The organism is Streptomyces sp. NPDC057445, from assembly GCF_042802855.1.
GTDB lineage: Bacteria > Actinomycetota > Actinomycetes > Streptomycetales > Streptomycetaceae > Streptomyces.
On sequence record NZ_JBHVDH010000032.1, the window covers coordinates 18,088 to 42,068 of the forward strand.

The following is a 23,981-nucleotide window of genomic DNA, read 5'->3' on the forward strand; positions in this document are numbered from 1 at the left end:
GCTCATACCCTTCCGGGAAGTGACGAGGCGGAGCGGAGCAGGGCTCCGGCGGCGGTGGTGAAGGCCGTGCCGATCCGCTCCAGGTCGGCGTCGCGGAGCACGGCCGGGGGTGTCAGCCGCACCACGCGGTGGGCGTTGAGGGAGTGGTTGGTCAGCAGCCCGGCGTCCAGCAGGTGCAGCACCAGCTCTCCGGCCGTCCGCTCGTCGCACATCTCGATGCCGATCAGCAGGCCACGACCGCGGACGTCCGCCACGACGTCCCCCCGCAGCGGTGCCAGGGCGGCTTCGACGCGGGCCAGGATGGCGTGGCCGAGGACTGCGGCGCGCTCGACGAGACCCTCGTCGACGGTGGCGCGCACCGCCGCCGCGGCGGCGGCGGTCGCCACGGGGGACGCGGCGAAGGTGGAGGTGTGCAGGAACGGGTCCCGGTCGAACGGGGTGTAGGCCGCGTCGGTGGCCACCGCGGCGGCGACCGGTACGATCCCGCCGCTGAGGCCCTTGCCGACCAGCAGGACATCCGGGCGGACGTCCTCGGGGTCGGCGCCCCACCACGTGCCCAGTCGGCCCAGGCCCGTCTGGATCTCGTCCAGCACGAAGAAGGCACCGTGCTCGGCACAGAGCCGCTGGGCGCCTGCCAGGTAGCCCGGAGCCGGGAGGACGACGCCGCCTTCGCCCTGCACGGGTTCGAGAAGGAGACAGGCCGGGCCGCCGTGGCCGAGGACCTTCGCCAGTTCGTCGAGATCGCCGAAGGGCACGTGCTCGGCCGGCAGCAGGGGACGGAACGGGTCCTGGTACAGCGGCCGGGAGGTGACGGCCAGCGCTCCCGTGGTCTTGCCGTGGTATCCGCCGACGGCCGAGACCAGCCGGGTCCTCCCCTGCGCCCGGGCCAGTTTGATCGCGGTCTCGACCGCCTCCGCCCCGGAGTTGACGAAGTGCACGCGGTCCAGCCCGGGCGGGGTGACCGCGGCCAGTTCCGCGGCGGCGGTGGCGGCCACCGGCTCCAGGAGCAGCCGGGTGGCCATCGGGTGACGGCGTATCTGCGCGGTGACCGCCTCGACCACCTGTGGATGGCAGTGCCCGAGCAGGAAGACTCCGTATCCGCCGCAGTCCAGGTACTCCTTGCCGTCGGCGTCCCATACGTACGCGCCCCGGGAGGCGACCTCCATCGCCGCACCCGTCATGGACGCCAACCGGGCCCGGCCGCGGCTGAGATGGCGCCGGTACACGTCCAGCACCTCGGCGGCCGTGACGGGCGCCGTCGGGCCGCTCATGCCGTGACCAGTGCGGGGGCCGGGCGGTTGATGCCCTTCGCCCGTACGAGCTGCGACAGCGTGGCCCGCAGCGAGCGTTCCGCCCGGTCCGCCCCGAAGGCCGGGGGCAGGCCCGGAGCTCTCCCCAGGTCGGTGGGGAACGGCTCGGCGGCGGTGAACAGCGCGGTCATCGCCAGCAGATCGTCTAGGCGACGACGGGTCGCGATAGGCAGGTCCGCCATGAACACGGGCCGGATCAGACGGTCCACCAGTTCCGGCGGGACCATGCGCGGCAGCGTCGGATCGAGGCCGGTGTCCGCGGCGAAGTCGGCGGCCAGCTCCAGGATCCGGCCGGCGCGCAGAGCCTGATCGCCGGCGGTCACCCACACCGGGCCGTCGTGCGCGCCGTCTCGGACCAGGGCGGCGACCGTGGCGGCCACCACGTCCTGCGGCACGAAGTCGATCAGCGAATCGGGCGACAGCGGCACCAGGGGCAGCCGCCCGCGCAACAGGCCCTTCAGCATGGCGTGCAGTCCCTGGAAGGCCGAGATCTCCCCGGTGCGGGAGTCTCCGATGATCACCGACGGGCGGATGATCACCGCCGGTACGCCCGAAGTGCGTACGACGTCCTCGCCCGCGCGCTTGGAGTCCAGGTAGTCCTCGGGCCGGGCGGTGCGCCCGCCGGCGTTCTGCCCGGGCCCGGAACGGGTGATGCCGGTCCTGGCCACGAACGCCGAGGAGACGTGGTAGAGCAACGCATCGGCGTCCGCGACGAGCCGGACGATCCGCCGGGTGCCGGCCTCGTTGAGGGCGTGGGTCGCCTCCGGCCCCTCGCCGAAGCCGGTGACCGCGGCGCAGTGAACGACGGCGTCCACCCGCGCACACAGGTCCGCGTACGCTCTCCTGTCGAGCCCGAGCCGGGGCCTGGTGAGGTCTCCGGTGAGCTGCTCGTCGGCGCCGGGCACCGGCGTGCGGTGGACCAGCGCGGTCACATGCCGGTCGGAGAGTTCGGGAAGCAGCGCCGTACCGAGCACTCCGGAGGCTCCGGTAAGCAGGACGGTCGGGACAGCCGGCACGTTCGGGTCACCTCACAGCTGGATGTCGTTCACCGGGTCGGGGCCCGGTCAGGGAATGAGCAGGGGCCGGCCACCGAAGTAGTCCGTCAGCGGCGCGGCCGTGCGGGCCTTCGACGGCGGGTGGAAGGCCAGCGCGCGGCAGGCGGACTGCAGATACGCGAGCTCTCCTGATGCGATGAAAGCCATTCCCCCGAGTGCCTCCATGCACAGGGCCAGGGTCCGGCTGATCGCGTCCTGCGCGGCGTAACGGCAGATCAGCGACCGGGCGAGGGCTTCCTCCCCGGGCGGGAGCCCGCCGATCGCGGACGCGACACCCTCGACCGAGAGCATGGCCGCCTCGACCGCGATGACGGCTTCGCCGCGCACGGCGGCGTCCACCCGGGTGTCCGCCAGGGTGCGTTCCACCATCGCGGAGGCGGCTCCCAGATAGCTCGCGGTCATCAGCAGTTCGAACCAGACGAACCCGACGGTCCCCAGACGGTCCGCCTGCTCCCCGTCGCTCACACCGGTGCGCACCAACAGCTCGGCGGGGACCTCCACATCGTCGAGGACGACCTCCTCGCTCTCGGCCGCCGCCAGGACCGGAGTGCGCCAGAACGGACGCACGCTCACTCCGGGGGCCTCCGCAGGCACCAGGGCGATCGCCAGCTCCCGCGAATCGCCGGGGCCCGGCAGCATGAAGGAGACGGTGAGCAGCTTCATCGACCTGGCGAGGCTGCACGGCTTCTTCGAGCCGCTCAACCGGACCTTGTCCCCGTCGATCCTGGCGGTCAGGGCCGGGCGGAGGATGCCCTGTCCGGTACGGCCTTCGGCGAAGCCCGAGGCGAGCAGCAGATTGTCCTCTGCGATGGCGGCGAGCAGCAGCCACTCCATGCCGCCGCCGTCGGTCGCGGCCTCGGCCAGGGTCGCCGTGGAGAAGTGATGCATCGTGGTGGCCACGGCGAGCGCGGGCGAGCGGGAACCCAGCGCGCGTTGTACACGTACCGCGGACAGCAGATCGGCGCCCGCTCCTCCGTGTTCGGCGGGGACGAGCAGCCCGGGGCCGCCGGCCAGGGTGAAGGCCTTGAGCGCCGTCCCTTCCGTGCTCTCCAGATCGAGCAGCGGGACCGCCGCCAGTTCCTTGTCCAGTCCCGGCAGGAAACCCTCCAGGCACTCGCGTTCACGCCGCAGAAAAACCATGCCCTCGCACCTCCCTCACCGTGTCATCCACCGGCCCTCACAGCGGCCGTCCCGGAGGTCGTCAGCAGGGCCTCGAGCTCGTCGCCGAGGATCGACACGCCCTCCTGCGTCAGCAGGGACTCCGGGTGGAACTGAAGAGAACGCAGATACGGGCCGCGCAGCGCATGGACCTCACCGCTCTCCGGGTCCCGGCTGACCTCGATGCCGTCGAACCGGTCCTCGGCCGACAGAGCGGCGAAGGTGTTGTAGAAGCCGACCCGGGCACGGCGGCCGAACAGGTCGATCTCGCGCTGGACCCCCTGGTTGGGCGGGTCCTTGCGGATCAGTTCCAGTCCCAGGACCCCGCACACCACCTGATGTCCGAGGCACACCGCCAGGAAGGGCCGTCGTTCGTCCATGAGCCGGCGGACCGTGCGGCGCAGCGCGGCGATCTTGGGGGCGTTCCGCTCCCGTGGATCGCCGGGGCCGGGGCCCACGATGACGAGGTCGAAGTCCGTGGGTTCGTAGGGTTCGTCGAACCTGCGGGTGGTGACCGCCGGTCCGAGCGCGCGCAGTTGATGCCTGAGCATCTCGGTGAAGGAGTCCTCCCCGTCCACCACGAGCACATGGTGCCCGGCCAGCGCTTCGCGGTGGTACTCGGCACTGCCCGGGGGCTCCAGCCAGAACCTGGAGAGCGTGCGGTTGCGCCGGGTCAACGCCTCACGGATCCGGGGGTGTTCGGCGATGCCGGGTGACGGGCGGGCCGTGCGCGGGGGATGCGTCCCCGTGCCGCGCACGGCGTCCAGCAGCGCTGCCGTCTTCGCGCGGGTCTCGGCGACCTCGGAGCCAGGATCGGAGTGACGGACCAGCGTCGCTCCGACACCGATCCGCAGTCGCCCCTCCGCTCCGATGTCCGCCGTACGGATGAGCAGTGAAGAGTCGAGCTGCCGGGCACCGGAATCGTCACGGCCGATCAGCGCGAGCACCCCGCTGTAGTAGCCACGCCCCTCGGGCTCGTAACGCTTGATGACGCGGCAGGCGTTCTCCAGCGGGCTGCCGGTGACGGTGGGGACGAACATGGTCTCCCGAAGGATGTCCCTGACGTCCCGTGAGCTGTGCCCGGTCAGGACGTATTCGGTGTGCGCGAGCCGGGTCATCTCCTTCAGGTACGGTCCCGAGGTCCGTACGCCGGGTTCGCAGATCCGCGCCATCATCTTGAGTTCCTCGTCGACCACCATGTAGAGCTCGTCGGTCTCCTTGGGGTCGGCCAGGAAACGCAGGACGTCGGGCACCGTCGGCCCGGCCGGAGGATGGCGGTAGGTCCCGCTGATCGGGTTCATCCTCACCGTGCCGGCCGTCAGGCTGACGTGCCGCTCCGGGGTGGCGCCGACCAGGGTGCGTGAGCCGGTGTGGATGAGGAACGTCCAGTAGGCGCCCACCTCGTGGGCGAGGAGCCGGCGGAACACCGTGAGCGCGGCGTCGGTCGGGGGCCCCTCCACCGTGGCCACGAACGACCGCCTGATGACGAAGTTGGCGCCCTCGCCCCGGCCGATCTCTTCGCTGAGGATCTTGCGGACGATGGTCCCGTAGGCCCCGTCGTCGATGTCGAACCCCTCGCCCCTCAGGTCGATAGGCCGCTCCGGGATCCTCTCCAGCAGTGCGGCGCAGTCCATCGTGCCCTGTTCCCTGACACTCATGGCCAGCAGTGGCGCCCGGTCGTCCTGGTACTCGAATCCGCGCTCGGCGATCTGCCGGTACGGGATGAGGACGACCATCTCGTGCCGGGCCTGACCGGCGGGCCGCCGGCCCTGCTGTTCGGCCGCCACCGGAAGGGCCGCGAGATCCGGCACCTCGGAGACCTCGCCGACGAGGATCTCGACCTGGTCGCGCCCGGTCGAGGACGGGCGGTGCAGCAGCGCGAACGGGGGTGCGTCGGGGGTGAGCAGGCCGTCGAGACGCGCAGTGTCCATATCGCTCACTAAAGCTCCCAATCCGGAATTCGGCAGACCGGTTACCACCAACGGCCCGTATCCGTGGGGCAATTTTTCCATCACGAGGGGATGTGGACCACTACTCACACGAGTAGGCAGGTTCGCCATGAGCGGCATTGTCAACGGATCTTGACTGCTCGCATGAGTAGCCTCACGCACCGCCTATCCGGACTAGAGTCGGAGTTCATCGGCCCCGTAGAGCCGGGGGTGGAAATGTCGTTGATTCGACTGCTGGGTTACGAGCATTTGGAGAAACGTTGAAGGCGAAACACGGGCAGTCGACATGGCCAGGTGTCTCATGAACGTCGCCATTAGCTGGACCGGTCTCACCGAATCGCACGCCACACTTTCCGAGCACGAAATCCGTTCCTGGCGTTCCTGGCCGGCCCTGCAGCAGCCCGACTGGGGCGACGACTGGCTCGTCGCCGAAGTCGGCAGAAGTCTCGCGGGCCTGCCGGAACTCATCGACGGGGACGAGACCCGGGTGCTGCGCCGGCTTCTCGCCGAAGTGGCCGACGGGCGGCGCCAGGTGATCCAGGCCGGGGACTGCGCGGAGGACCCGGCGGAGTGCACCCCACGCCATCTCGCGCGCAAGGTCGGCCTGCTCGACGCCGTTGCCGGCGTCATGCGCGTCGGTACCGGCCTGCCGGTGATCCGGGTCGGCCGTATCGCGGGGCAGTTCGCCAAACCGCGGTCCAGCCCCACGGAGTACGTGGACGGAGCTGAGCTCCCCGTCTACCGCGGGCATCTCGTCAACAGTCCCCGGGCGACGGCGGAAGGCCGCAGGCCCGACCCGCTGCGCATGCTGGCCTGTCACGAGGCGGCGGGCTCCGCGACGGCCTATCTGCGCAGGCAGCAGGACGCCTCCGGTACACCGGTGTGGACGAGCCACGAAGCCCTCGTCCTCGACTACGAACTGCCGCAGCTGCGCCGCGACCCGGACGGCGGCCTGGTCCTCACCTCCACGCACTGGCCGTGGATAGGCGACCGGACCCGCCGGCCGGACGGCGCGCACGTACGCCTGCTGGCGGCGGTGAGCAACCCGGTGGCCTGCAAGGTGGGGCCGAGCATGAGCGAGGACGAACTGCTGCGCCTGTGCGAGCTGCTGGACCCGGACCGGCAGCCCGGCAGGCTCACGCTCATCGCCCGCATGGGCGTCGGCGCGGCGGCCGGGCAGCTTCCCCGTCTGGCCGCCCGCGTCCGGTCCGCCGGGCATCCGGTGGTCTGGCTCTGCGACCCGATGCACGGCAACACCGTCCGCGCCACCAACGGCCGCAAGACCCGTCTCCTGTCCTCCATCACCCAGGAGATACGCGAATTCCGGACCGTGCTCGACGAACTCGGCCTGAATGCGGGCGGCCTGCACCTGGAGACCACTCCGGATTCCGTCGTCGAATGCTTGCCGGACGACTCGTACATCGACCGCTGCGACGGACCGTATACAACACTGTGCGACCCGCGGCTGAACGTGTGGCAGGCCCTGTCCGCCGCCGAAGCATGGCACTGAAAGGAACTGTCCCATGTCCGCTGTGAAGAATCAGATTGCCTGCGACCGGCTCCGGGAGATCGTGGCATCGGTTCTCGAGATCGACGTGAGCGAGGTCCTCGCCGATTCGCATTTCTACGACGAGCTGGCGGCGGACTCCTTGGAGAAGGTGGAAATCTCCGTGCGGATCGAGCGGGAATTCGGGGTTTCTCTCGGTGCCGAAGAGGCCGCGGAGCTGAGCAGCGTCGCGGCCGCGCTGGTCCTGCTGCGCGACAAGGGCGTGGTGGGCTGATGCCGAGGGCCGCTCATGGCCACGGGGGGCTCGTGGTAACAGGTATCGGCGCCGTCTCACCGGCAGGTACGGGAAGTACGGCCCTGTGGGACGCGGTGTCGTACGGCCGTGTCGCCACCGGCCCGGTGACCCGCTTCGACACCGCCGGCTATGCGGCGTCGACCGCCGGTGAGGTCCCTCGGTCCTGCATGGCCGAACTCGATGCCGCCGTGCCGGCACACCCCTCGCGCGCGGCCCGCTACCTCGCTCTCGCCACGGCGGAGGCGGTCCGCAGCGCGGCCTTGGTGCCCGGCAGGGTCCCCGGCCGTACCGGTGTCTTCGCCGGCACGGTCATGGGAACCCGCCCGGTGCTCGAACGCGGCCTCACAGAGACGTCGTTGACCGTCGCCGGAACGGAGTGGGCCGAGCCGGAGCGCCTTCTCGACCTCGTCCTGGAGGCAGTCGACGTGGACGGCCCCGTGGTCGTGGTCGCCTCCGGCTGTTCCGTGGGCGGGGACGCGATCTCCCGCGCAGCCGCCGCGATAGCCGCCGGCGAGGTCGAAGTGGCTGTCTGCGGCGGGGCGGAGGAGCTTTCACGGGAGGTCTTCGCCATGTTCACCAGCTTGCGCGCGCTCGCTCCGGACGTGGCCCGCCCCTTCGACACCGACCGTCGAGGAATGCTGCCCTCCGAAGGGGCCGGGGTGCTGGTTCTGGAAAGCGCGGAACACTGCGCCGCCCGCGGCGGCCGGGCCCGGGCACGGCTGCTCGGCCATGCGTCCGCCGCCGACGCGTACCATCCGGCGCGGCCCCGGCCCGGCGGCGACGCCGTCGTCGAGGCACTGACCACGTGCCTCGATCAGTCCGGGCGCACGGCCGGTCAGGTGGACTGGGTGTGCGCGCACGGGACCGGAACACCCGCAAGCGACGGCATCGAGGCACGGGCGATCACCACCGCTCTGGGCACCGTTCCGCGCCGGCCCGTCGTGTCGTCCCTCAAAGGGTCGCTCGGCCACACGCAGGGCGCGGCCGCCGCGCTGGAGGCGGTCGTGGCCGTGAAGGCACTGCGCGCCGGGAGGATTCCGGGCAACGCCACGCTGCGGCGGCCCGACCCCGCGTGCTCCGGCATCGACCTCGTCCCCCCGCGGGGACGCACGGCGCCCGTCGCGACGGTGGCGAGCGTGGCCTTCGGCCTCGGCGGCGGAGTGTCCGCGCTCATGCTGGGAAGCGCGGAGGCCGACCATGCCGCATAGCGCCTCTGTGATGGTCACGGGACTCGGGATACGGATGACAACGGCCGGGTCCGCCAACTCGGCCGGGCCGGTCGACTCGGCCGGTTCCGGCGGCACATGGGACCACGAGGACGAGATCGGGCACTCCCTCGCCGCCGCGACCGCCGCGGTTCGCGACCTCGGCCCGTCGTCCGTGGGATCGCGTACCGGCACGGTATGGGCGAGCTCCACGGCGGGCCTCGAGGAGTACGCGCGGACCTGCGCCGACATCCCCGCGCTGGGGCCCGGCCGGGTGTCACCGCGCCGTGCGGTGCGCTCGGCGTACACCGGACCGGTGACAGCGGTGTCCGTGCGCTTCGGTTTCGACGGCCCCTACCTGAACCTCACCGGGGCACAGGACGCAGGCGCGCACGCCGTCGTCGAAGCCGCCCGCATGATCCAACAGGGCCAGTGCGAACGGGTGCTGGCCGGGGGATCGGCCGCCTGGCCGGCTGTACGTCCCGGCTCGGCCCGGCCCCGGACGGAAGGCGCCGCCTGCGTCCTCCTGGAGAGGCGTCCTGGGCCCGGCGGCGGCGGAGCGGCCGTCCGGCTGCTGGACCGGGCCCGTGTCGAAACCGGCGCCGCGGGGCGGAAAGACGGTCCGGCCCCGTTCATCGGACGCTGCCTGGAACGGATGGGCGGCCGGCCACGGCGGGTGGTCCTCTCCGCGTCCGCCGGATCCCGGATCCCCGCGGGAGTGGTGGCGGAACTGTGCGGCGCCCCCTGCCTGGACGTGGAGGCGCGCTGGGGGGATCTCGGCGCCGCCGGCGGCTTCGCCGCACTGGCCGCCGCGGCCGCCATGACGACCCGTCGTGGTGAGGAACGAAGGGGACAGGGGAGGCCGCACATCCTCGTGCTGGCCGTCGGCGCGGGCAATGCCGTCGCCATCGAAGTGACATCGCGAACGGGAGGTCGGTAATGGATCTGGTCGAACGACTGCTGGGCAGGCACATCCAGGCCGGTGGAGGAGAACGGGTCTGCTACGTGGACCCCGACGTCGGTGAGGTCACCTACGCCCGACTGCACGACGCGGCGCGACACTACGCCGGTACGCTCCGCGAACTGGGGGTCGCGCCGGGAACCCGCGCTCTGGTGGTGGCCGACGATTCGGTGGCCACCGTGGCCGCCGTCCTCGGACTCTGGTGGCACGGATGCGTGCCCGTACCGGTGAGCCCCGTGCTCTCCGACGCCGAGATCCGTTTCATGGCCGCCGACTGCGAGGCCGGGTTCGCGCACATCGACGCCCCCACGGCGAAACAGCGCACCCTGGAAGAGGAGTTCGCCTCCCTGCCCCGCACGACGGGGGAGCAGGGCAGGGCCGTGTTCACGGCCGCGGACGCGGAGGTCGCCCGCCGGCCGCAGGCGTCCTCGGAGTCCTTGACGGAGCCGTCGCCCGAACCCGCGCAATGGCCCGGTGACCAAGCGGCCCTGGTGCAGTACACCTCCGGGAGCACCGGGTCACCCAAGGGCGTCCTGCACGCCGCGACGGGCATAGAGGCGGTCCTCTCCGGAATCGGCAGCGTGCTGGGGCTGCGTCCCGACGATGTCGTCCTGTCCACCGCCAAGCTGTCCTTCGGCTACGGCTTCGGGAACTCGGTGCTGCTTCCGCTGGCGGCCGGGGCCCGCACCGTACTGCTGCGCGGCTCCGTGGACGCCCATGTGGTCTCCAGCAACCTGCACCGGCACCGCCCGACCGTCCTCTTCTCGGTGCCCCGGATGTACGCCGCGCTGCTGGCGCTCGCCGACAGCCACGGGCCCGAGGGATTCGCCTCCGTACGACTCGCCGTCACGGCGGGCGAGCACTGCCCCGCGCAGCTCGGCGAGCGGGTCCGGAGCACCTTCGGCGTGCCGCTGGTCAACGGACTGGGGGCCACCGAAGCGCTGCACATCGTCGTCGCCACCCCGCCGTCACGGATCACGCCGGGCGCGACCGGCCGTGCGGTCCCGGGGACCGAGGTGACGGTGCGGGACGACGACGGGCTCCCGGTAGCCGACGGGACCGAGGGGCGGCTGCACATCGCGGGCCCCTCGGTGGCGCTCGGCTATCTCAACCGGGTCGAGGCGACCCGCCGGACCTTCGCCGGGGGAGGTGCCTTCACCAACGACATCGTCCGGCGTACGGAGGAGGGCGAGATCTGGCATCTGTGCCGCGCCGACGACGTGCTGAACCTGGGCGGGTACAAGGTCGCGCCGGGGGAGATCGAGACGGTGGTCCGCGCGACCGACCGGGTCGCGGAGTGCGCGGTGGTCGCGAGCACGGACGAGCACGGTCTCGAACAGGCCGTCGCCTACGTGGTGCCCGTGGCCGGGTCGGACCACGCCGCTGTGCGCAAGGCGGTCCTGCTGTCGATCCGCAAACACCTGGCCCCGTTCAAACGCCCCTCCCGGATCGAAGTGATCGACGTCCTTCCCGTCACCTCCACCGGCAAACTGGCCCGGCACGAGCTGCGCGAGTCGGCGGGCCGCCGATGAGCTGGGACATCACGGGCATCGGCGCCGTCGCGGGCATCGGCAAGGACCCGTACGAGATCTTCGACTCCCTGTGCGCGGGACGGAGCGGCCTGGCCGGTCTGCGCGCGTTCGACCTCGACAACTACCGTGCGCGGCACGCGTACGAGATCGACGACCGCACCGGACCAGGGCACGACCGGCCGCTGCGGGCCACCCGCTGGCTGGAGACCGCGGTGGCCCAGGCCCTGGCCGACGCCGGGCTCGAAGGAGACGCGGTCTCCTGCCCCGTACTCGTCGGGACCACCTTGCGCGAACAGCGCTCCGTCGAGCTGTGGTGGCGGCACGAGATGCCGCTCGACCCGACCGACCTGCATTTCGGCACCGCGCTGCGGGAGCGCTTCGGCTCGTCACGGACCTACACCTTCGCCAACGCCTGTGCCGCCGCGCTGTATGCGCTCGGCATGGCCACGGACATGATCGAACTGGGCCTCGCCGACGCCGTCGTGGTCGCCGGCACGGACTCCATCACCGAGAGCGCCTTCGGCACGCTCGACCGGGTCCAGAACGAGACGCCCGAGGCGCTGCGTCCGTTCGACCGGGCTCGCAACGGGATGCTCATGGGCGAGGGAGCCGTCGCGGTGGTCGTCCAGCGAACGGGAGCCCGGCCGGGGCGAGTTCATGCCGTGCTCCGCGGGGTGAGCATGAACTGCGACGCGAGTCATCCCACCGCGCCCGACCCCGGGACCATCGCGACGGCCGTGCACGACGCGTACCGGCGGGCCGATGTGAAGGCCGACGACATCGATCTGGTGATGCTGCACGGAAGCGGCACCCGGCTCAACGACGCCGCCGAGGCGACCGCGCTGTCGGACGTGTTCGCCGGCACGGGCGCCGATCCGCTGCTGACGGCCATCAAGTCGATGACCGGGCACACCCTCGGCGGTTCCGGCCTGCTCAGTCTGATCATGGCCGCGCTCTCGCTCCACCGGGGCCTCGTACCGCCGGTGCTCGGACTCGACGACCCGATAGAGGAGGCGGCCGGGCTGCGTCTGGTACGCGGCCGGGCGGCCACCGCCGAACTGACGACCGCGCAGGTGAACGCCTTCGGATTCGGCGGGATCAACGCGGTGGCCATCCTGGGGAAGGAGGCGTCATGACGCCTGCGACCGTCGTGATCACGGGCGTGGGACTCGCCGTCCCGGGGCTCGTCGGGGCCGAGGATCTGCTCCGGCCGCCTTCGCACGGCAGCGGCTTCGATCCGGCCGTCGGGCTGACCGGCCGGGAGATGCGGCACAAGGACCGCGCCTCGCGGCTCGCGCTGCGGTCGGCCGAGCCGGCGCTGCGCGACGCCGGTCTGCTGGCCGACGACGGTGCGTACGACGGACCCGCGCCGTCCACGGCCGTCGTGGTCAGCACCAATCTCGGAAACCTCGACAGCGTCTGCGACTTCACGGACACCATCGCCGAACACACCGTCACCGGACTGAGCCCGCTCGGACTCCCGCACACGTCCAGCAATGTCATCGCCGGCTGGATCGCCATTCGCTACGCGATGCGCGGACCGAACATCACCGTCTGCAACGGCGGGACGAGCGGGACCGACGCCCTGTACTGGGCGCGGAACCTGATCGCGGTACGGCGCGCCGATGTCGTCGTCGTGATCGGCGTGGAGCCGGACACCGAGCCGGCCTCCCGCCTTCTCGCGGACGGCTCGGGCAGGCCCGTGCTGGACGGAGCGGCGGCACTCGTCGTCGAGTCGGCCGAGCACGCCCGGGCACGCGGCGCCCGCGCACATGCCGTGCTCACAGAAGTCGTACGGGAGCCCGGTCTGCCGGCCGCGGTGGACACGGTCCTGAAGGCGCACACCGGGCCCGTGGGTCTCTGGCTCACCGCCCAGGGCACGTCGGTCCCCTCCCTGGCCGGTGCCGTGGACATCGGCGCGGTGCCGACGGCGGACCTCGCCGCCCGGCTCGGGCACTGCTCGGGAGCCCTGGGCGTGCTGCAGTGCGCGGCGGGTGTCGCGTACCTCGCCGGTGGCGGGACCGGCTCGGTCCTGTCGACCAGCGGCGGCCCCGACGACGATGCCGCCGCCGCGCTGCTGCTCACCGCCACCGGTGCGGCGTCATGACCGCGGGAAACGGCGCAGGGCGCCGGGTCGTCGTCACCGGTCTGGGCGCCATCTCCTGTCTGGGCGCCGGGGTCCCGGCGTTCTGGCGCGGGCTGGAGGCGGGCGGGGGCCGTCCCGAACCCATATCCGACCCCGCCCCCCGTATGCGCAGTTGGCAGATGTATCTGGTGCCGCGGGGCGATGTGCCCACGGAGCCTGCCCGGCTGGCCCATGTGCCCCTGGCAGCGGGGCCCCGGATGGCGGTGGCCGCGGCCCGCGAGGCGGTCGCCGACGCCGGGCTCGACGCCCGCGCGCAGGCCGGACTGCCCGTCGTCATGGGCGTGGAGATGGGCAACGCGTGGATGCACGAAGAGCGCAGGTCCGCCGGGCCGGGAGGCGTCCCGGCGGTCGTCGGCGACACCGCCTGGTCGCCGATGACGGTCACCTCGGCGGCGGTCGGCGCCGCGCTCGGCGCCACGGGAGGCAATGTCAGCGTGGGCAACGCGTGCGCCGCCAGCGGTTACGCGGTCGCGCTGGCCGCCGACATGATCCGCGGCGGGGAGGCCGACATCGTCCTCACCGGCGGCGGGGAAGGCCCTACCCGGGTGGGCATGGGCGTCTTCAACCGTCTCGGCGCCCTGGACCCCGACCGCTGCCGTCCCTTCGACGTGCACCGCAAGGGCACCGTCTTCGGCGAGGGCGCCGCCATGCTGGTGCTCGAATCCGCGGAGAGCGCCGCACGCCGGGGAGCCACCGTGTACGCGGAACTGGCCGGCGCCGCCTGGAGCTGCGACGCACACCACCCGACCGCGCCCGACCCCCGTGGCACACAGGCGTCGCGGAGCATTCGCCAGGCCCTCGCGGAAGCCGGCCTGACGGGCGCGGACATCGGCGCGGTGGTCCCGCACGGTACCGGCACGCCGCTGAACGACGTCGTCGAGAGCCGGGTGCTGAACGACGTGTTCGGGGACCGGAGCGCCCGCCTGCCGCTGTTCAGCCTCAAAGCCATGATCGGGCACACCGCCGGCGTCGCCGGTGCCTTCGGCTGTCTGACCGCCGCGCTGCTGCTGCACCACCGCAGGGTCCCGGCGAACACGCCCCTGGACGAGCAGGACCCCGAGTGCCCCGTGTGGCTCCCGCAGAAGGAGCCGGTAGCCCTGTCGGAGCGTGCGGTCCTGGTCAACTCCTACGCGTTCGGAGGCAACAACGTGTCCGTCGTGCTCGCCGGGGCGGAGGGAGCCGCATGACCGTTCTCGACGTACTCGGGGTCGGTGTCGCACTTCCCGGTGCGGACAAGCCGGCCGACGCCCTGGCGGTGCCCGCCACGCCCGCACCCGGCTGGTTCGATGTCACGGCCGCCCTGCCGGGCCGCGGGTACAAGCGACTGCCCGCCGCCTGCCAGTACTTGCTCGCCGCCGCCAGGAACGCCCTGGACGACGCGGGCGCGGCACCGGCCTCGGTCCCGGCCGAACGGTTCGGTGTCGTCGTCGGCACCAACAACGCCGGTATGGCGCTGATGGACGAGCAGGACCGGATCATCCTCGACGGGGACGCGGACGGGATCGGTCCGATCACCGCGCCCTACTTCGCGATGAGTGTGTTCGCGTCCCGGCTCGCCGTCGAGCACACGATCCACGGGTTCACCCTCACGACGAACTCGCCGCGGACCGCAGGCCTCGACGCGATCCAGGCCGGCGCCCGGGCACTGGCGCGCGGCCGGGCGGACCTCGTCATCGTCGGCGCGACCGAGGAAACACTGCCGCAGAGCGAGCCGGGCGCCGACAAGAGCGACACCGGCGCCGTCGCCCTGGTATGCGCGCCGGCCACGGGCACGCCCGACCCCGCGTCCTACGGCACGTGCCAGGTCCGTAACGCCTTCCTCGCCCCCGGCGTCGCCCCTGCAGCCGCACTCGAAGAGACCTGGGCGAAGCTGACCGCCGACGGGCCGCCTCATGTGCACGCGGTTCTCGACGACTCGCCCACGGGCCGGGCCGTCGCCGCCTGGCTGGAGGGCAAGGCGGCGGAGGTGTCCGTCTCACCGGCGGGCCCCGGCTGTGTGTCGCCGATGCGCCATGTGGCCGCGCTGCTCGGAGCCGGGGGAGGCCCGGACCACCTCGTCGTCACCGCCGCGGCCGAGGGCAACGTGGCCTTCCTACGAGTGACGAATTTCCCTGACAACCACCTTCAGCCGCACGGGAGTCGGTCATGATTACTGAAATCCAAGGGTCCTGGTCCCTCGTCCTCGGCGTGTCCAGTGGCTTCGGACGGGCGACCGCACGGGCGCTGGCCGCCCGTGGCGGAAACATCATCGGAGTCCACTTCGACACCTCCGACGGAGCGGAGGCCGCGGCCAAGTTCGCCGACGAACTGCGCGACCTCGGTGTGTCGGCCCGCTTCTTCAACCTCAACGCGGCCAGCGCCTCCACCCGTTCCGAAGTGATCGCGGAAACCGCCGGGCTGACCGGCGCCCAAGGCGTGCGGATCGTCCTGCACTCGCTCGCGTTCGGCTCACTGCTGCCCTTCGTGCCCACCTCGGAGAAGCCGGAGGTGACCACGTCCAGGCAGATGGCGATGACCGTCGACGTGATGGCCCACAGCCTCGTGTACTGGGTCCAGGACCTCGTCGCGGCAGGGCTTCTGCCCCGCGGGGCGAAGATCTACGGTTTGACCAGCGCGGGCAGCACCAAGGTCCTGGACAGCTACGGCGCGGTCTCCGCCGCCAAGGCCACGCTGGAGGCCCACGTGCGCCAGCTCTCCGCCGAACTGGCCCCCCGCGGAGTGGCCGTCAACGCGCTGCGGGCCGGCACCACCCTGACGCCCGCCCTCGAGAAGATCCCCAACAGCGTCGAGTACGCCGAACTGTGCCGCGCCCGCAACCCCCACCGGCGGCTCACGGAGCCGGAGGACGTCGCGGAGGCGATCGTCCTGCTGTCGATGAGCGATTCTTCCTGGCTCACGGGCAACGTGATCGGTGTCGACGGCGGCGAACTGCTCACCGCATGACCTCTCACGGCGTGACCACCCACCCCACGAACCCTCACCCCACGACCCCCGTCCCGGCCGGGGCGGCAATCCACCCGCACACCTCCGCGAAGGGAACCACATCCATGTCCGAGAACACCGTGTCCGCCACGTCCCCCGACCTCGACGAGCTGCGCACGATCGTCGCCGACGCCCTTGAACTCCCCACGGAGGAAGTCACGGACAAGGCGCACTTCGTGGACGACCTCCAGGTGGACTCCCTGATGGCCCTCGAGATCGTCGTGAACCTGGAGAAGCGCTACGGCATCAAGGTCGCCGAGTCCGACTTCAAGGAGCTCTCCAACCTGCTCCAGGTCTCCGAACTCGTCGAGTCCAAGCTCGAGGAGCGGGCCGGCGCCGCCTGATCGACGGTTCCTCGTCCCGGGCGGTGGGCCAGGCACCTCACCGGACCGGGCCCACCCGTCCCGGCGCCGCCCCGGCCCCCGCCCTCCCTCAGCCAACCGAAAGGCACCGACATGTCAGACAGTCACCGTCCCGTCGCCCTCGTCTCCGGCGGCTCCCGGGGCATCGGGCGGGCCGTGGTGGTCCGGCTCGCCCGGGACGGCTACGACGTGGCGTTCTGCTACCGCTCCGACGAGGAGGCCGCCGACCAGGTCGTGAAGGAGGCCACCGCGCTCGGAGCACGCGTGGCCGCCCACCGGGTCGACGTCTCGGACACCGCGGCGGCACGCGCCTTCGTGGAGCTCACGGAATCCGACTTCGGGCCCCTGGACGCCGTCGTCACCTCGGCGGGCGTCACCCGCGACAACCCGCTGGTCCTCATGCAGGACGACCAGTGGCGGGACGTCATCGCCACCAACCTCGACGGTACGTACAACATCTGCCGGGCAGCGGTCTTCTCCTTGATGAAGCGGCGCACCGGGTCGATCACCACCCTGTCCTCGGTCGCCGGGGTCCACGGCAACGCCACCCAGTCCAACTACTCGGCGTCCAAGGCGGGCATCATCGGCTTCACCCGGGCGCTCGCGAAGGAGTGCGGAAAGTACGGGATCCGCGTCAACTCGGTCGCACCCGGACTCATCGAGACGGACATGACCGCGGCACTGTCCGGCGAGGCCAGGGAACGCATCCTGGGACAGATCCCGCTGGCCCGCTTCGGTTCCCCCGACGACGTCGCCGACCTGGTGTCCTTCCTGGTCTCCCGGCGTGCGGGCTACATCAGCGGCCAAGTGCTCGGCGTGGACGGCGGGCTGGTCGTCTGAGCCCCGCAGGACCGTGTCTAGGAGAAACCGTGAGCAAGCAGCTGATGGCGGTGTGCGCCGCGCCCGTGGTAGCGGCCCGTGCGGCGTACACCGCCTTCCATCCGCCCCGTCCTGCCGGGCGGCGCCGGCCGGATCAATTCGGTCTCGAGGCCGAGGAGTTCACGATCGCCGTCACGCCCGGCCCCACCCGGCTCAGTGCCTGGCTGTGCCGGGGCGACCCGGGCCGGGTGGTGCTCCTCGGCCATGGCCTCGGGCTGGAGAAGTCCCGCAGTCTTCCGTACGCCCGCTTTCTTCACCGGCACGGGTTCACCGTGCTGCTCTTCGACTTCCGCAATCACGGTGACAGCTCCCAGGACCACGGATTCGCCGGATACGACCGGCGCTTCGCCCAGGACGCCGTCGCGGCCGCCACCCACCTGAGGGCCATGCCGGAGTTCGCCGAAGCCCGCCTGGCTCTGTACGGATTCTCGCTGTCGTCGTTCGCGATGATGCGCTCGCTCGACGCGCTGCACGGCGTGGTCGACGCCGTGGTGTGCGACAGCGGCCCGGCCTCCGATCCGCCCGCGATCGCCCCGAACCTGCTGCGCTCGGGGCTGGTGCCCGTCCCCGCCGCCATGCGGGAGGCCCCGGCCCGGGCCGTGACGGAGCATCTGTTCCGCCTGTTCAACCGCATCACGATGGGCTCCTCCGGCGACTGGCCGCCGAAGCCCGATCGGCCGGTCTACGCCACCACCCCGATGCTGTTCATCGCCGGCGGCGCGGACTCCGTCGTGCCCGCCGAGGAGATCCTGCGGCTGGCGCGGGTCTATCCGCGGGCGCAGACCCTGGTCGTTCCCGGCGCGAAGCACCTGCGTGCGATGTGGACCGACAAGGAGCAGTACACGTCGACCGTCCTCGACTTCCTCGAGCGTTGCCTCGACCCGACGAAAGCGGTGCACTGATGCGACTGGGCCTGAACCTGCGCTACCTGGGAAACCTGGGCGCCGGGCCCGACCCCGAGGCCTCTGCGCTCTACGTCCGGGAGGCCGAGCGCCTGGGGTTCTCCGTGGTGTGGACGGCCGAGGTGTTCAGCTCCGACGCGGTGTCCCTGCTCGGCTGGCTCGCGGCCCACACCAGCAGGATCGACCTCGGCACCGCGGTGATGCAGATCCCGGCCCGCACCCCCACGATGACGGCGATGACCGCCGCGACCCTGGACCTCATCTCCGGAGGCCGCTTCCGGCTCGGTCTCGGCGTGTCCGGGCCACAGGTCTCAGAAGGGTGGCACGGGGCCCGGTTCGACCGGCCGCTGGCGCGCACGCGCGAGTACATCGACGTGGTGCGCCTCGCACTGCGCCGGGAGGACGTCGCCTACGACGGTGAGTACCACCGGCTACCCCTGCCGGACGGGCCCGGCAAGGCGCTGCGCCTCGGGACCCGCCCCCTGCGCAAGGACGTCCCCGTGTATCTGGCGGCCGTGGGGCCACGGAACATCACCCTTGCCGGGGAGATCGCGGACGGCTGGCTCTCGGTGTTCTTCCAGCCCGACTCCGGCGGTCTGCACCTGGCGAACCTGCGCGCCGGGCGCGAGAAGCGCGGCAAGGACCTCACCGGGTTCGACGTCGTCGCGGCGGTGCCCGTCGTGGTGGGCGACGACGTCGCGGAGTGCGCCGACCGGGTCCGGATGTACACCACGCACTATCTCGGCGGCATGGGGTCCCGCGCCCAGAACTTCTACAACAGCCTTGCCGCCCGCCTCGGTTACGAGGATGCCGCACGACGGGTACAGGAGCTGTACCTGGCCGGCAGACCGCGCGAGGCGGCGGCGGCCGTGCCTCAGGAGTTCCTCGAACGCACCTGCCTGCTGGGCCCCGTCGACCGGATCGCCGACGGACTGCGGGCCTATGCCGAAGCGGGCGTGACGACGCTGTCCGCCATGATCTTCCCCGAGAACACGAGCGACGGGGTGCGCAGTCTTCGGGCGATCACCGAGGCATTCGAGAAGTCGGGGGCCGGCGAGTGACGCCCGGCCTTCCGCACCACGCACCGTCCGGGAAAGGACTCCCCTCGTGTACGACGTCATAGTGGTGGGCGCACGGTGCGCCGGGGCCCCGACGGCCATGCTTTTCGCCAGGGCCGGCTACCGGGTCCTGATGGTGGACAAGGCCCGCCAGCCCCGCGACACCATGTCCACTCTCTACATCCACCAGCCGGGTGTGGCCCTGCTCCAGCGGTGGGGTGTGCTCGACGCGGTCGTGGCCACCGGCTGTCCGCCGATGGACAAGGCCCGCCACCAGGTCGCGGACGTCCGGCTGGAAGGGTGCTCGTGGCCCGTCGAGGGGATCAGGGCCGCCTACGCGCCCCGCCGCTATCTGCTGGACCGGATACTCGCGGACGCGGCTGTCGCGGCCGGCGCCGAGTTCCGGGAGCAGTGCACGGTGGACGACCTCCTCTTCGAGGAGGACCGGGTGATCGGCGTCGGCATGCGGACCGCGGCCGGCCGGTCGGAGGAGCGCGCCCGGCTGGTGATCGGTGCGGACGGCATGAGGTCCAGGGTGGCGGCTCTGGCGGGGGCGCCCGTGGTCTCCGAGGACCCCCTGATGACATGTGCCTACTACAGCTTCTGGTCGGGCCTGCCCACCGGCTTCGAGGTGTACCAGTCGACCGGACGGTGGGCCGGTTTCGTGCCCACCAACGACGGGCTGACGCTCGTGGGGACGTACTTCCCGCAGTCCGAGTTCGACACCGTACGTGCGGACGTCCGCCGCGCGTTCCTCGGCAATGTGTCCGCCGCCGCGCCCGGCCTGGACGAACGGCTGGCAGCCGCCACCCAGGAGGACCGGTTCTACGGAACCGGTGACCAGCGGAACTTCTTCCGGCAGGCGTCGGGCCCCGGCTGGGCGCTCGTGGGCGACGCGGGCCACCACAAGGACTCGATCACGGGCAAGGGCATCACCGACGCCTTCCGGCAGGCGACGCTCCTGACGGACCGTGTCGCGGACGGCCTGCAGGACCGGCCCCTGCTGGACGCCGCGCTGCGCCGGTACGCCCTCGAGCGGGACGACCTGGTCATGGACGGCTACCGGGACACCCTGTCCGTGGCCGAACTCCGGCCGAATCGCCGCCTGGCGCTGATGCGCGCCATCGCGGACGATCCGGTGATGGTCGAGCGCTTCTTCTCCACCGTTTCCGGAGTGTGCCCGTCCAGTGAGCTGATTCCACCGGAGTGGCGAGCACGGACGCGGGCCTGACCGCGCGCTTTCCCCCGGATATCCACCGGGCCGCGACAGCGGCCCGGTGGAGCCGTGTCAGAGGCCGAACACGCCAGGGTCGGAGGCCACCGCGCGGAAGTACTCGCGCGGGTCGGCGACCAGCTTGCGTGCCTTGAGGTCGAGCAGTCCTCCGACGTTGAAGACCTCGGCCACGAGAGTGTTGTCGTCCGTACGGTGGAACGTCTGCTCCACCCGGAACGACTTGCCCTCCCCGAAGATGAACGCGCAGGTGATGTCGACGTCATCGCCCGCTACCACCTCGCGGTGGTAGCGGATCGTGCTCTCCAGATTGATCGGGCCCACGCCCTTCGCCAGCAGCGCGTTCTGCTCGATCCCGGCCGCCCGCAGGAGCTCCCAGCGCGCGTGCTCCGCATGCTGCAGATACACGTTCCCGTTGAGGTGTCCCTGCGCGTCGGTCTCGTAGCCGCGGACGGTAACCCGCACGGTGAACAGGTCTGCCATGTCAATCCTTTCGATCAGTGCGCCCTTCAGCGCCTTATGCGAGATAACGGGCCACTTCCACCCGTGAGTTGATGCCGAGCTTCCGGAATATCACCCGCAGGTGATAGTTCACGGTGTGCGGTGAGAGGCTCACCCGTCTGGCGATCTGACGGTTCGTCAGTCCTTCGCCGACCAGTTGGGCGATACCCCGCTCGGCCTCGGTGAGGGCATCCCACCCGGGAGACGCGTCCGCGGGCTGACGGACCGGTGCGGAGGCCGGAGCCGGAGCCGCCGGAGCACTGTTCTCGCTCAGCAGGGCCCGCACCCGGTCCGCGTCCGCCTTCGCCCCGATCTGCTCGAACCTGTGCAGGGCCTTCTGCAGGCACCCCGATGCCAGCGCTCCGTTCCTGCTCTCGTCCGCCGAGAACAGCACACCGAGATCCTCTTCCGCCAACGCTGCGGAGCAGGGGCTGACATGCTCCCTCGAGGCCCGGCGCAACGCGGCGGCGTCCCTCTCCAGGAGCCCCCGGGCATGCGCCGCCGAGACACGCACCGAGTGGTGCTCGGGATTGGCGGCCGCGAGCGCTTCCACCGCCGCGACCACGGTCGCCGCGAGCGGCGCGTCGTCGGCGGCGAGAGCCAGTCGCACGAACCAGGGGGCGGCCCCCGGTTCCTCGACGAACAGCTGCCGCTGAGTCAGCAGATCCGCGTACTGAGTGGTGAGCAACTCGGCGGTCCGCCGCGGGCCGAGCTGCGCCGTGGCCACCAGGCACTCGCCCCAGGAGAAGTGGATCGACGGGAACACCGTGCTGTCCGCGCCCACCACGGCCCGGGTGCGCCACACATAGTCCGCGGCCGAGGACAGGTCGCCCCGGCGCAGGGCCACCAGGATGAGGACCGCCTGCCCGACGGGGACGACCCAGCCGCTGCCCGCCTCCACGGCGGCGGCCAGCCCGGCCTGCGCAGTGTCCTGGGCTTCCTGGAGCCGGCTCGCCTGGAGGAGCAGCCGGGCACGGGTGATCAGGACCGCGGCCGTGTGGTCCTCGAGCCCGGTCCGCCCGGTCTCCTCCCGGGCCGCCCCTACCAGCAGTTCGGCTTCGTCGAACTGGCCCAGGTCGGACAGTTTGGAGGCCAGCGCCAGTCGTACGTACGGACGCCACATCCGTGGTGTGGACTCGCCGATGCGACTCACGGCGCGTCGCCCCCACCGCAACCCTTCGGTCAGGTTGCCCGCGGACCACTCCAGATTGGACATGACCACCGTGGCCGTCACGGCGTCCGCGTCACCCACGCCCGCCCCTGTGCGGGACTCCAGGACCGACCGCGCGTTGCCCCACACCCGGCGCTCGTCGTCGGCGAACAGGGAGACGATGTTGCGTGCCGCTGCGTCGGCCTTCCCGGGTGCGGCGGCGTGTGCGTCGGCCAGGACGGCCGTCAGTTCGGTCCGCAGTTCCTCTGCCGACCCCAGTGTCAGTGGTTCCGTACGCACACTCCTGGCCAGCATCAGGGCCGGTACGAGACGGCCGGCCAGCCCCTGTGAGGCGGAGCCCTGCACAACAGCGGGCACGGAAACCGGGACGGCCGGTGCCTTGACGATGGTCACCCCTTGCGAAAGAAGGAGTTCGGGTGTGAGCGGCACATTCGCGCGCCGCTGATTCCGCAGCGTGTCGATGTCATTGGTCAGGGCGACCCGCACTGCCGGAGGTAATTCCTCCGCTATCGCCCGCCGGATCAATTCATGCTGGAGCACCGCTTGCTCACCGGGGCAGATGAGCAGCCCCGCGGCCATGGCCTCGTTCAGGGCGGGCAGTAACGATGCAGTGGTCTCGCGCTGCATCGCGGCCAGTTCGCCGATCATAAAGGAGCCGCCTATCGCTGCGGCCACCTGGATCAGCTGTTGTGCTTTCTCCGACAGCTCGTTCAGCCAGCGTGAGGCGATTTCACGGATCCGCTGAGGAATCCGCATGCCACTGAGGCGGGCGACTTCGCCGAGGACGGCAACGTTTCCCTCTTCGCGCAGTCCCCTGATGAGCTCCACAATGAGCAACGGGTTCCCGCCCGCGCCCTGGACCATGGAAACAAGGTCCGTATCCGGCTGCGCGCCCAGTAACTCGGCTGCCAGTTCCATGGATTCGTCGTCGGACAGCCGGCCCAGCTCGACCCGGGCCACCCGGACGCTCTCGCCCGACAACCGCCTCGCTAATCGGCTGTCATGCTGCGCTCGTAACCCGAGCATCCAGATCAACGGAGTTTGACTGCCCGTCAGGGACGGCGACAGCACGGAATTCATCACTTGGGAAGTCGCGTGGTGGAAGTTGTCCACGAGGACAAGCCGTGGTCTCGGGCCCCCGTGGGGCCCGGACTCCGGCCCGGCCAGGAACGATTCGATGCGGCGGTTCCCCGGCGCACCGTCGTGGGGGGAGATCGAGAACGACGAAGTGGCGAACCTCAGTTCCGCCGCGAGGCGCTGCGTCTCCTGCATGAGATGGGTCTTGCCCGTCCCGGCAGGGCCCTCGAGGATCAGGGTGTTGATGCAGCCGCTCGAACCCACGGCGAGAAATTCTGCTATACGTGCCCACTCTCGCTTTCGGCCTAACGGCCGAAGACTGTCGATGTGCTCCGTCATCGATACCTCGAAACCTTGGGCTGATATCGCTGAGCCGAGTTGCTGAGGCTGTGGGGGGAATGACAAGTCATGGCGGACTCTCCAGGGTGCGGACGAGCGGCGATCGGCACATGTCCCCATCCACATTGCCAGGTTCCCCAGCGTTACGGATGATCAACAGCGCGGCCTGTGTGTGACATGCATCTCACGGAACGTACTGCCGGTTGCGGTGCGGTCCGAGGGGTGCCGGGGGCGTCCGGGACCGTCGGTCCGGCGCTTTAGCGGGACTTGTCGGAGTCGCGGCGGGCTCGGAATAAATAGGTGACGTCGCGTCACGGAGCGGGTTCCGGTTCCCCGTTCCGTGACGCGGCCGTGTGCCGCT

The 23,981-nt window shown here is 71.2% G+C and carries 21 protein-coding genes; 15 read left to right on the top strand and 6 right to left on the bottom strand.

Annotated features, from left to right (window positions below; translation table 11 throughout):
* Positions 1 to 2 precede the first annotated feature (2 nt).
* The 4 genes from ACFU5O_RS35100 to ACFU5O_RS35115 are packed head-to-tail and all read right to left on the bottom strand — an operon-like array spanning position 3 to position 5,454.
* Positions 3 to 1,271 carry an aspartate aminotransferase family protein gene (locus ACFU5O_RS35100; RefSeq protein ID WP_384246619.1) on the bottom strand — a complete coding sequence of 423 codons (1,269 nt, stop codon included), beginning with the start codon at positions 1,269 to 1,271 and terminating at the stop codon, positions 3 to 5.
* On the bottom strand, positions 1,268 to 2,326 hold the full coding sequence (locus tag ACFU5O_RS35105) for an SDR family oxidoreductase (RefSeq protein ID WP_384246621.1): 1,059 nt from the start codon (positions 2,324 to 2,326) through the stop codon (positions 1,268 to 1,270). Before ACFU5O_RS35105 ends, ACFU5O_RS35100 begins: the two co-directional genes overlap by 4 nt.
* A 48-nt stretch (positions 2,327 to 2,374) precedes the next feature.
* Positions 2,375 to 3,505, bottom strand: a complete 1,131-nt coding sequence (locus ACFU5O_RS35110; RefSeq protein WP_384246622.1) for an acyl-CoA dehydrogenase — start codon at positions 3,503 to 3,505, stop codon at positions 2,375 to 2,377.
* 23 nt (positions 3,506 to 3,528) lie between these two features.
* Entirely contained in the window at positions 3,529 to 5,454 is a 1,926-nt protein-coding gene (locus ACFU5O_RS35115) for an anthranilate synthase family protein (RefSeq protein ID WP_384246623.1), read from the bottom strand.
* A gap of 319 nt (positions 5,455 to 5,773) precedes the next feature.
* On the opposite strand from ACFU5O_RS35115, the gene ACFU5O_RS35120 reads away from it, so the two are divergent.
* The 15 genes from ACFU5O_RS35120 (at position 5,774) to ACFU5O_RS35190 (ending at position 20,532) form a co-directional block, all read left to right on the top strand.
* The gene (locus ACFU5O_RS35120) at positions 5,774 to 6,982 is read left to right on the top strand and encodes a 3-deoxy-7-phosphoheptulonate synthase (protein ID WP_384246625.1); all 1,209 of its coding nucleotides are present in this window, start codon (positions 5,774 to 5,776) and stop codon (positions 6,980 to 6,982) included.
* 13 nt (positions 6,983 to 6,995) lie between these two features.
* The gene (locus ACFU5O_RS35125) at positions 6,996 to 7,253 is read left to right on the top strand and encodes an acyl carrier protein (protein ID WP_384246626.1); all 258 of its coding nucleotides are present in this window, start codon (positions 6,996 to 6,998) and stop codon (positions 7,251 to 7,253) included.
* A 32-nt stretch (positions 7,254 to 7,285) separates the two neighbouring features.
* Positions 7,286 to 8,482 (top strand): beta-ketoacyl synthase N-terminal-like domain-containing protein, encoded by a 1,197-nt coding sequence (locus tag ACFU5O_RS35130; protein WP_384246628.1) that lies wholly within the window; start codon positions 7,286 to 7,288, stop codon positions 8,480 to 8,482.
* A complete protein-coding gene (locus tag ACFU5O_RS35135) occupies positions 8,472 to 9,419 on the top strand; it encodes a beta-ketoacyl synthase N-terminal-like domain-containing protein (protein ID WP_384246629.1) in 948 nt (315 codons plus the stop codon). The genes ACFU5O_RS35130 and ACFU5O_RS35135 overlap by 11 nt, the downstream gene beginning before the upstream one ends.
* Positions 9,419 to 10,972, top strand: a complete 1,554-nt coding sequence (locus ACFU5O_RS35140) for an AMP-binding protein (RefSeq protein WP_384246630.1) — start codon at positions 9,419 to 9,421, stop codon at positions 10,970 to 10,972. Before ACFU5O_RS35135 ends, ACFU5O_RS35140 begins: the two co-directional genes overlap by 1 nt.
* Complete coding sequence (locus ACFU5O_RS35145; protein ID WP_384246632.1) at positions 10,969 to 12,108, top strand: beta-ketoacyl-[acyl-carrier-protein] synthase family protein; 1,140 nt, start codon at positions 10,969 to 10,971, stop codon at positions 12,106 to 12,108. The genes ACFU5O_RS35140 and ACFU5O_RS35145 overlap by 4 nt, the downstream gene beginning before the upstream one ends.
* Positions 12,105 to 13,079: a beta-ketoacyl synthase N-terminal-like domain-containing protein gene (locus tag ACFU5O_RS35150; RefSeq protein ID WP_384246633.1), complete on the top strand. Its 975-nt coding sequence runs from the start codon at positions 12,105 to 12,107 to the stop codon at positions 13,077 to 13,079. The genes ACFU5O_RS35145 and ACFU5O_RS35150 overlap by 4 nt, the downstream gene beginning before the upstream one ends.
* Entirely contained in the window at positions 13,076 to 14,305 is a 1,230-nt protein-coding gene (locus tag ACFU5O_RS35155) for a beta-ketoacyl-[acyl-carrier-protein] synthase family protein (RefSeq protein ID WP_384246634.1), read from the top strand. The genes ACFU5O_RS35150 and ACFU5O_RS35155 overlap by 4 nt, the downstream gene beginning before the upstream one ends.
* Positions 14,302 to 15,267, top strand: coding sequence for a beta-ketoacyl synthase N-terminal-like domain-containing protein (locus ACFU5O_RS35160; RefSeq protein WP_384246635.1), 966 nt, complete (start codon positions 14,302 to 14,304; stop codon positions 15,265 to 15,267). The genes ACFU5O_RS35155 and ACFU5O_RS35160 overlap by 4 nt, the downstream gene beginning before the upstream one ends.
* Positions 15,264 to 16,061, top strand: coding sequence for an SDR family oxidoreductase (locus ACFU5O_RS35165; protein WP_384246636.1), 798 nt, complete (start codon positions 15,264 to 15,266; stop codon positions 16,059 to 16,061). Before ACFU5O_RS35160 ends, ACFU5O_RS35165 begins: the two co-directional genes overlap by 4 nt.
* Before the next feature lie 104 nt (positions 16,062 to 16,165).
* Positions 16,166 to 16,444, top strand: coding sequence for an acyl carrier protein (locus tag ACFU5O_RS35170; protein WP_384246637.1), 279 nt, complete (start codon positions 16,166 to 16,168; stop codon positions 16,442 to 16,444).
* Between the two features lie 111 nt (positions 16,445 to 16,555).
* On the top strand, positions 16,556 to 17,302 hold the full coding sequence (locus tag ACFU5O_RS35175) for a beta-ketoacyl-ACP reductase (RefSeq protein ID WP_384246639.1): 747 nt from the start codon (positions 16,556 to 16,558) through the stop codon (positions 17,300 to 17,302).
* 29 nt (positions 17,303 to 17,331) lie between these two features.
* Positions 17,332 to 18,243 carry an alpha/beta hydrolase gene (locus tag ACFU5O_RS35180; protein ID WP_384246640.1) on the top strand — a complete coding sequence of 304 codons (912 nt, stop codon included), beginning with the start codon at positions 17,332 to 17,334 and terminating at the stop codon, positions 18,241 to 18,243.
* Positions 18,243 to 19,304, top strand: coding sequence for an LLM class F420-dependent oxidoreductase (locus tag ACFU5O_RS35185; protein WP_384246641.1), 1,062 nt, complete (start codon positions 18,243 to 18,245; stop codon positions 19,302 to 19,304). The genes ACFU5O_RS35180 and ACFU5O_RS35185 overlap by 1 nt, the downstream gene beginning before the upstream one ends.
* 46 nt (positions 19,305 to 19,350) lie before the next feature.
* Positions 19,351 to 20,532 (top strand): FAD-dependent oxidoreductase, encoded by a 1,182-nt coding sequence (locus tag ACFU5O_RS35190; protein WP_384246643.1) that lies wholly within the window; start codon positions 19,351 to 19,353, stop codon positions 20,530 to 20,532.
* 57 nt (positions 20,533 to 20,589) lie between these two features.
* Here the strand turns inward: ACFU5O_RS35190 and ACFU5O_RS35195 are convergent, their stop codons facing one another.
* Both ACFU5O_RS35195 and ACFU5O_RS35200 read right to left on the bottom strand, forming a co-directional pair.
* Complete coding sequence (locus ACFU5O_RS35195) at positions 20,590 to 21,015, bottom strand: thioesterase family protein (RefSeq protein ID WP_326653425.1); 426 nt, start codon at positions 21,013 to 21,015, stop codon at positions 20,590 to 20,592.
* Positions 21,016 to 21,049: 34 nt separating this feature from the next.
* Positions 21,050 to 23,545, bottom strand: a complete 2,496-nt coding sequence (locus tag ACFU5O_RS35200; protein WP_384246645.1) for a LuxR C-terminal-related transcriptional regulator — start codon at positions 23,543 to 23,545, stop codon at positions 21,050 to 21,052.
* Positions 23,546 to 23,981 lie beyond the last annotated feature (436 nt).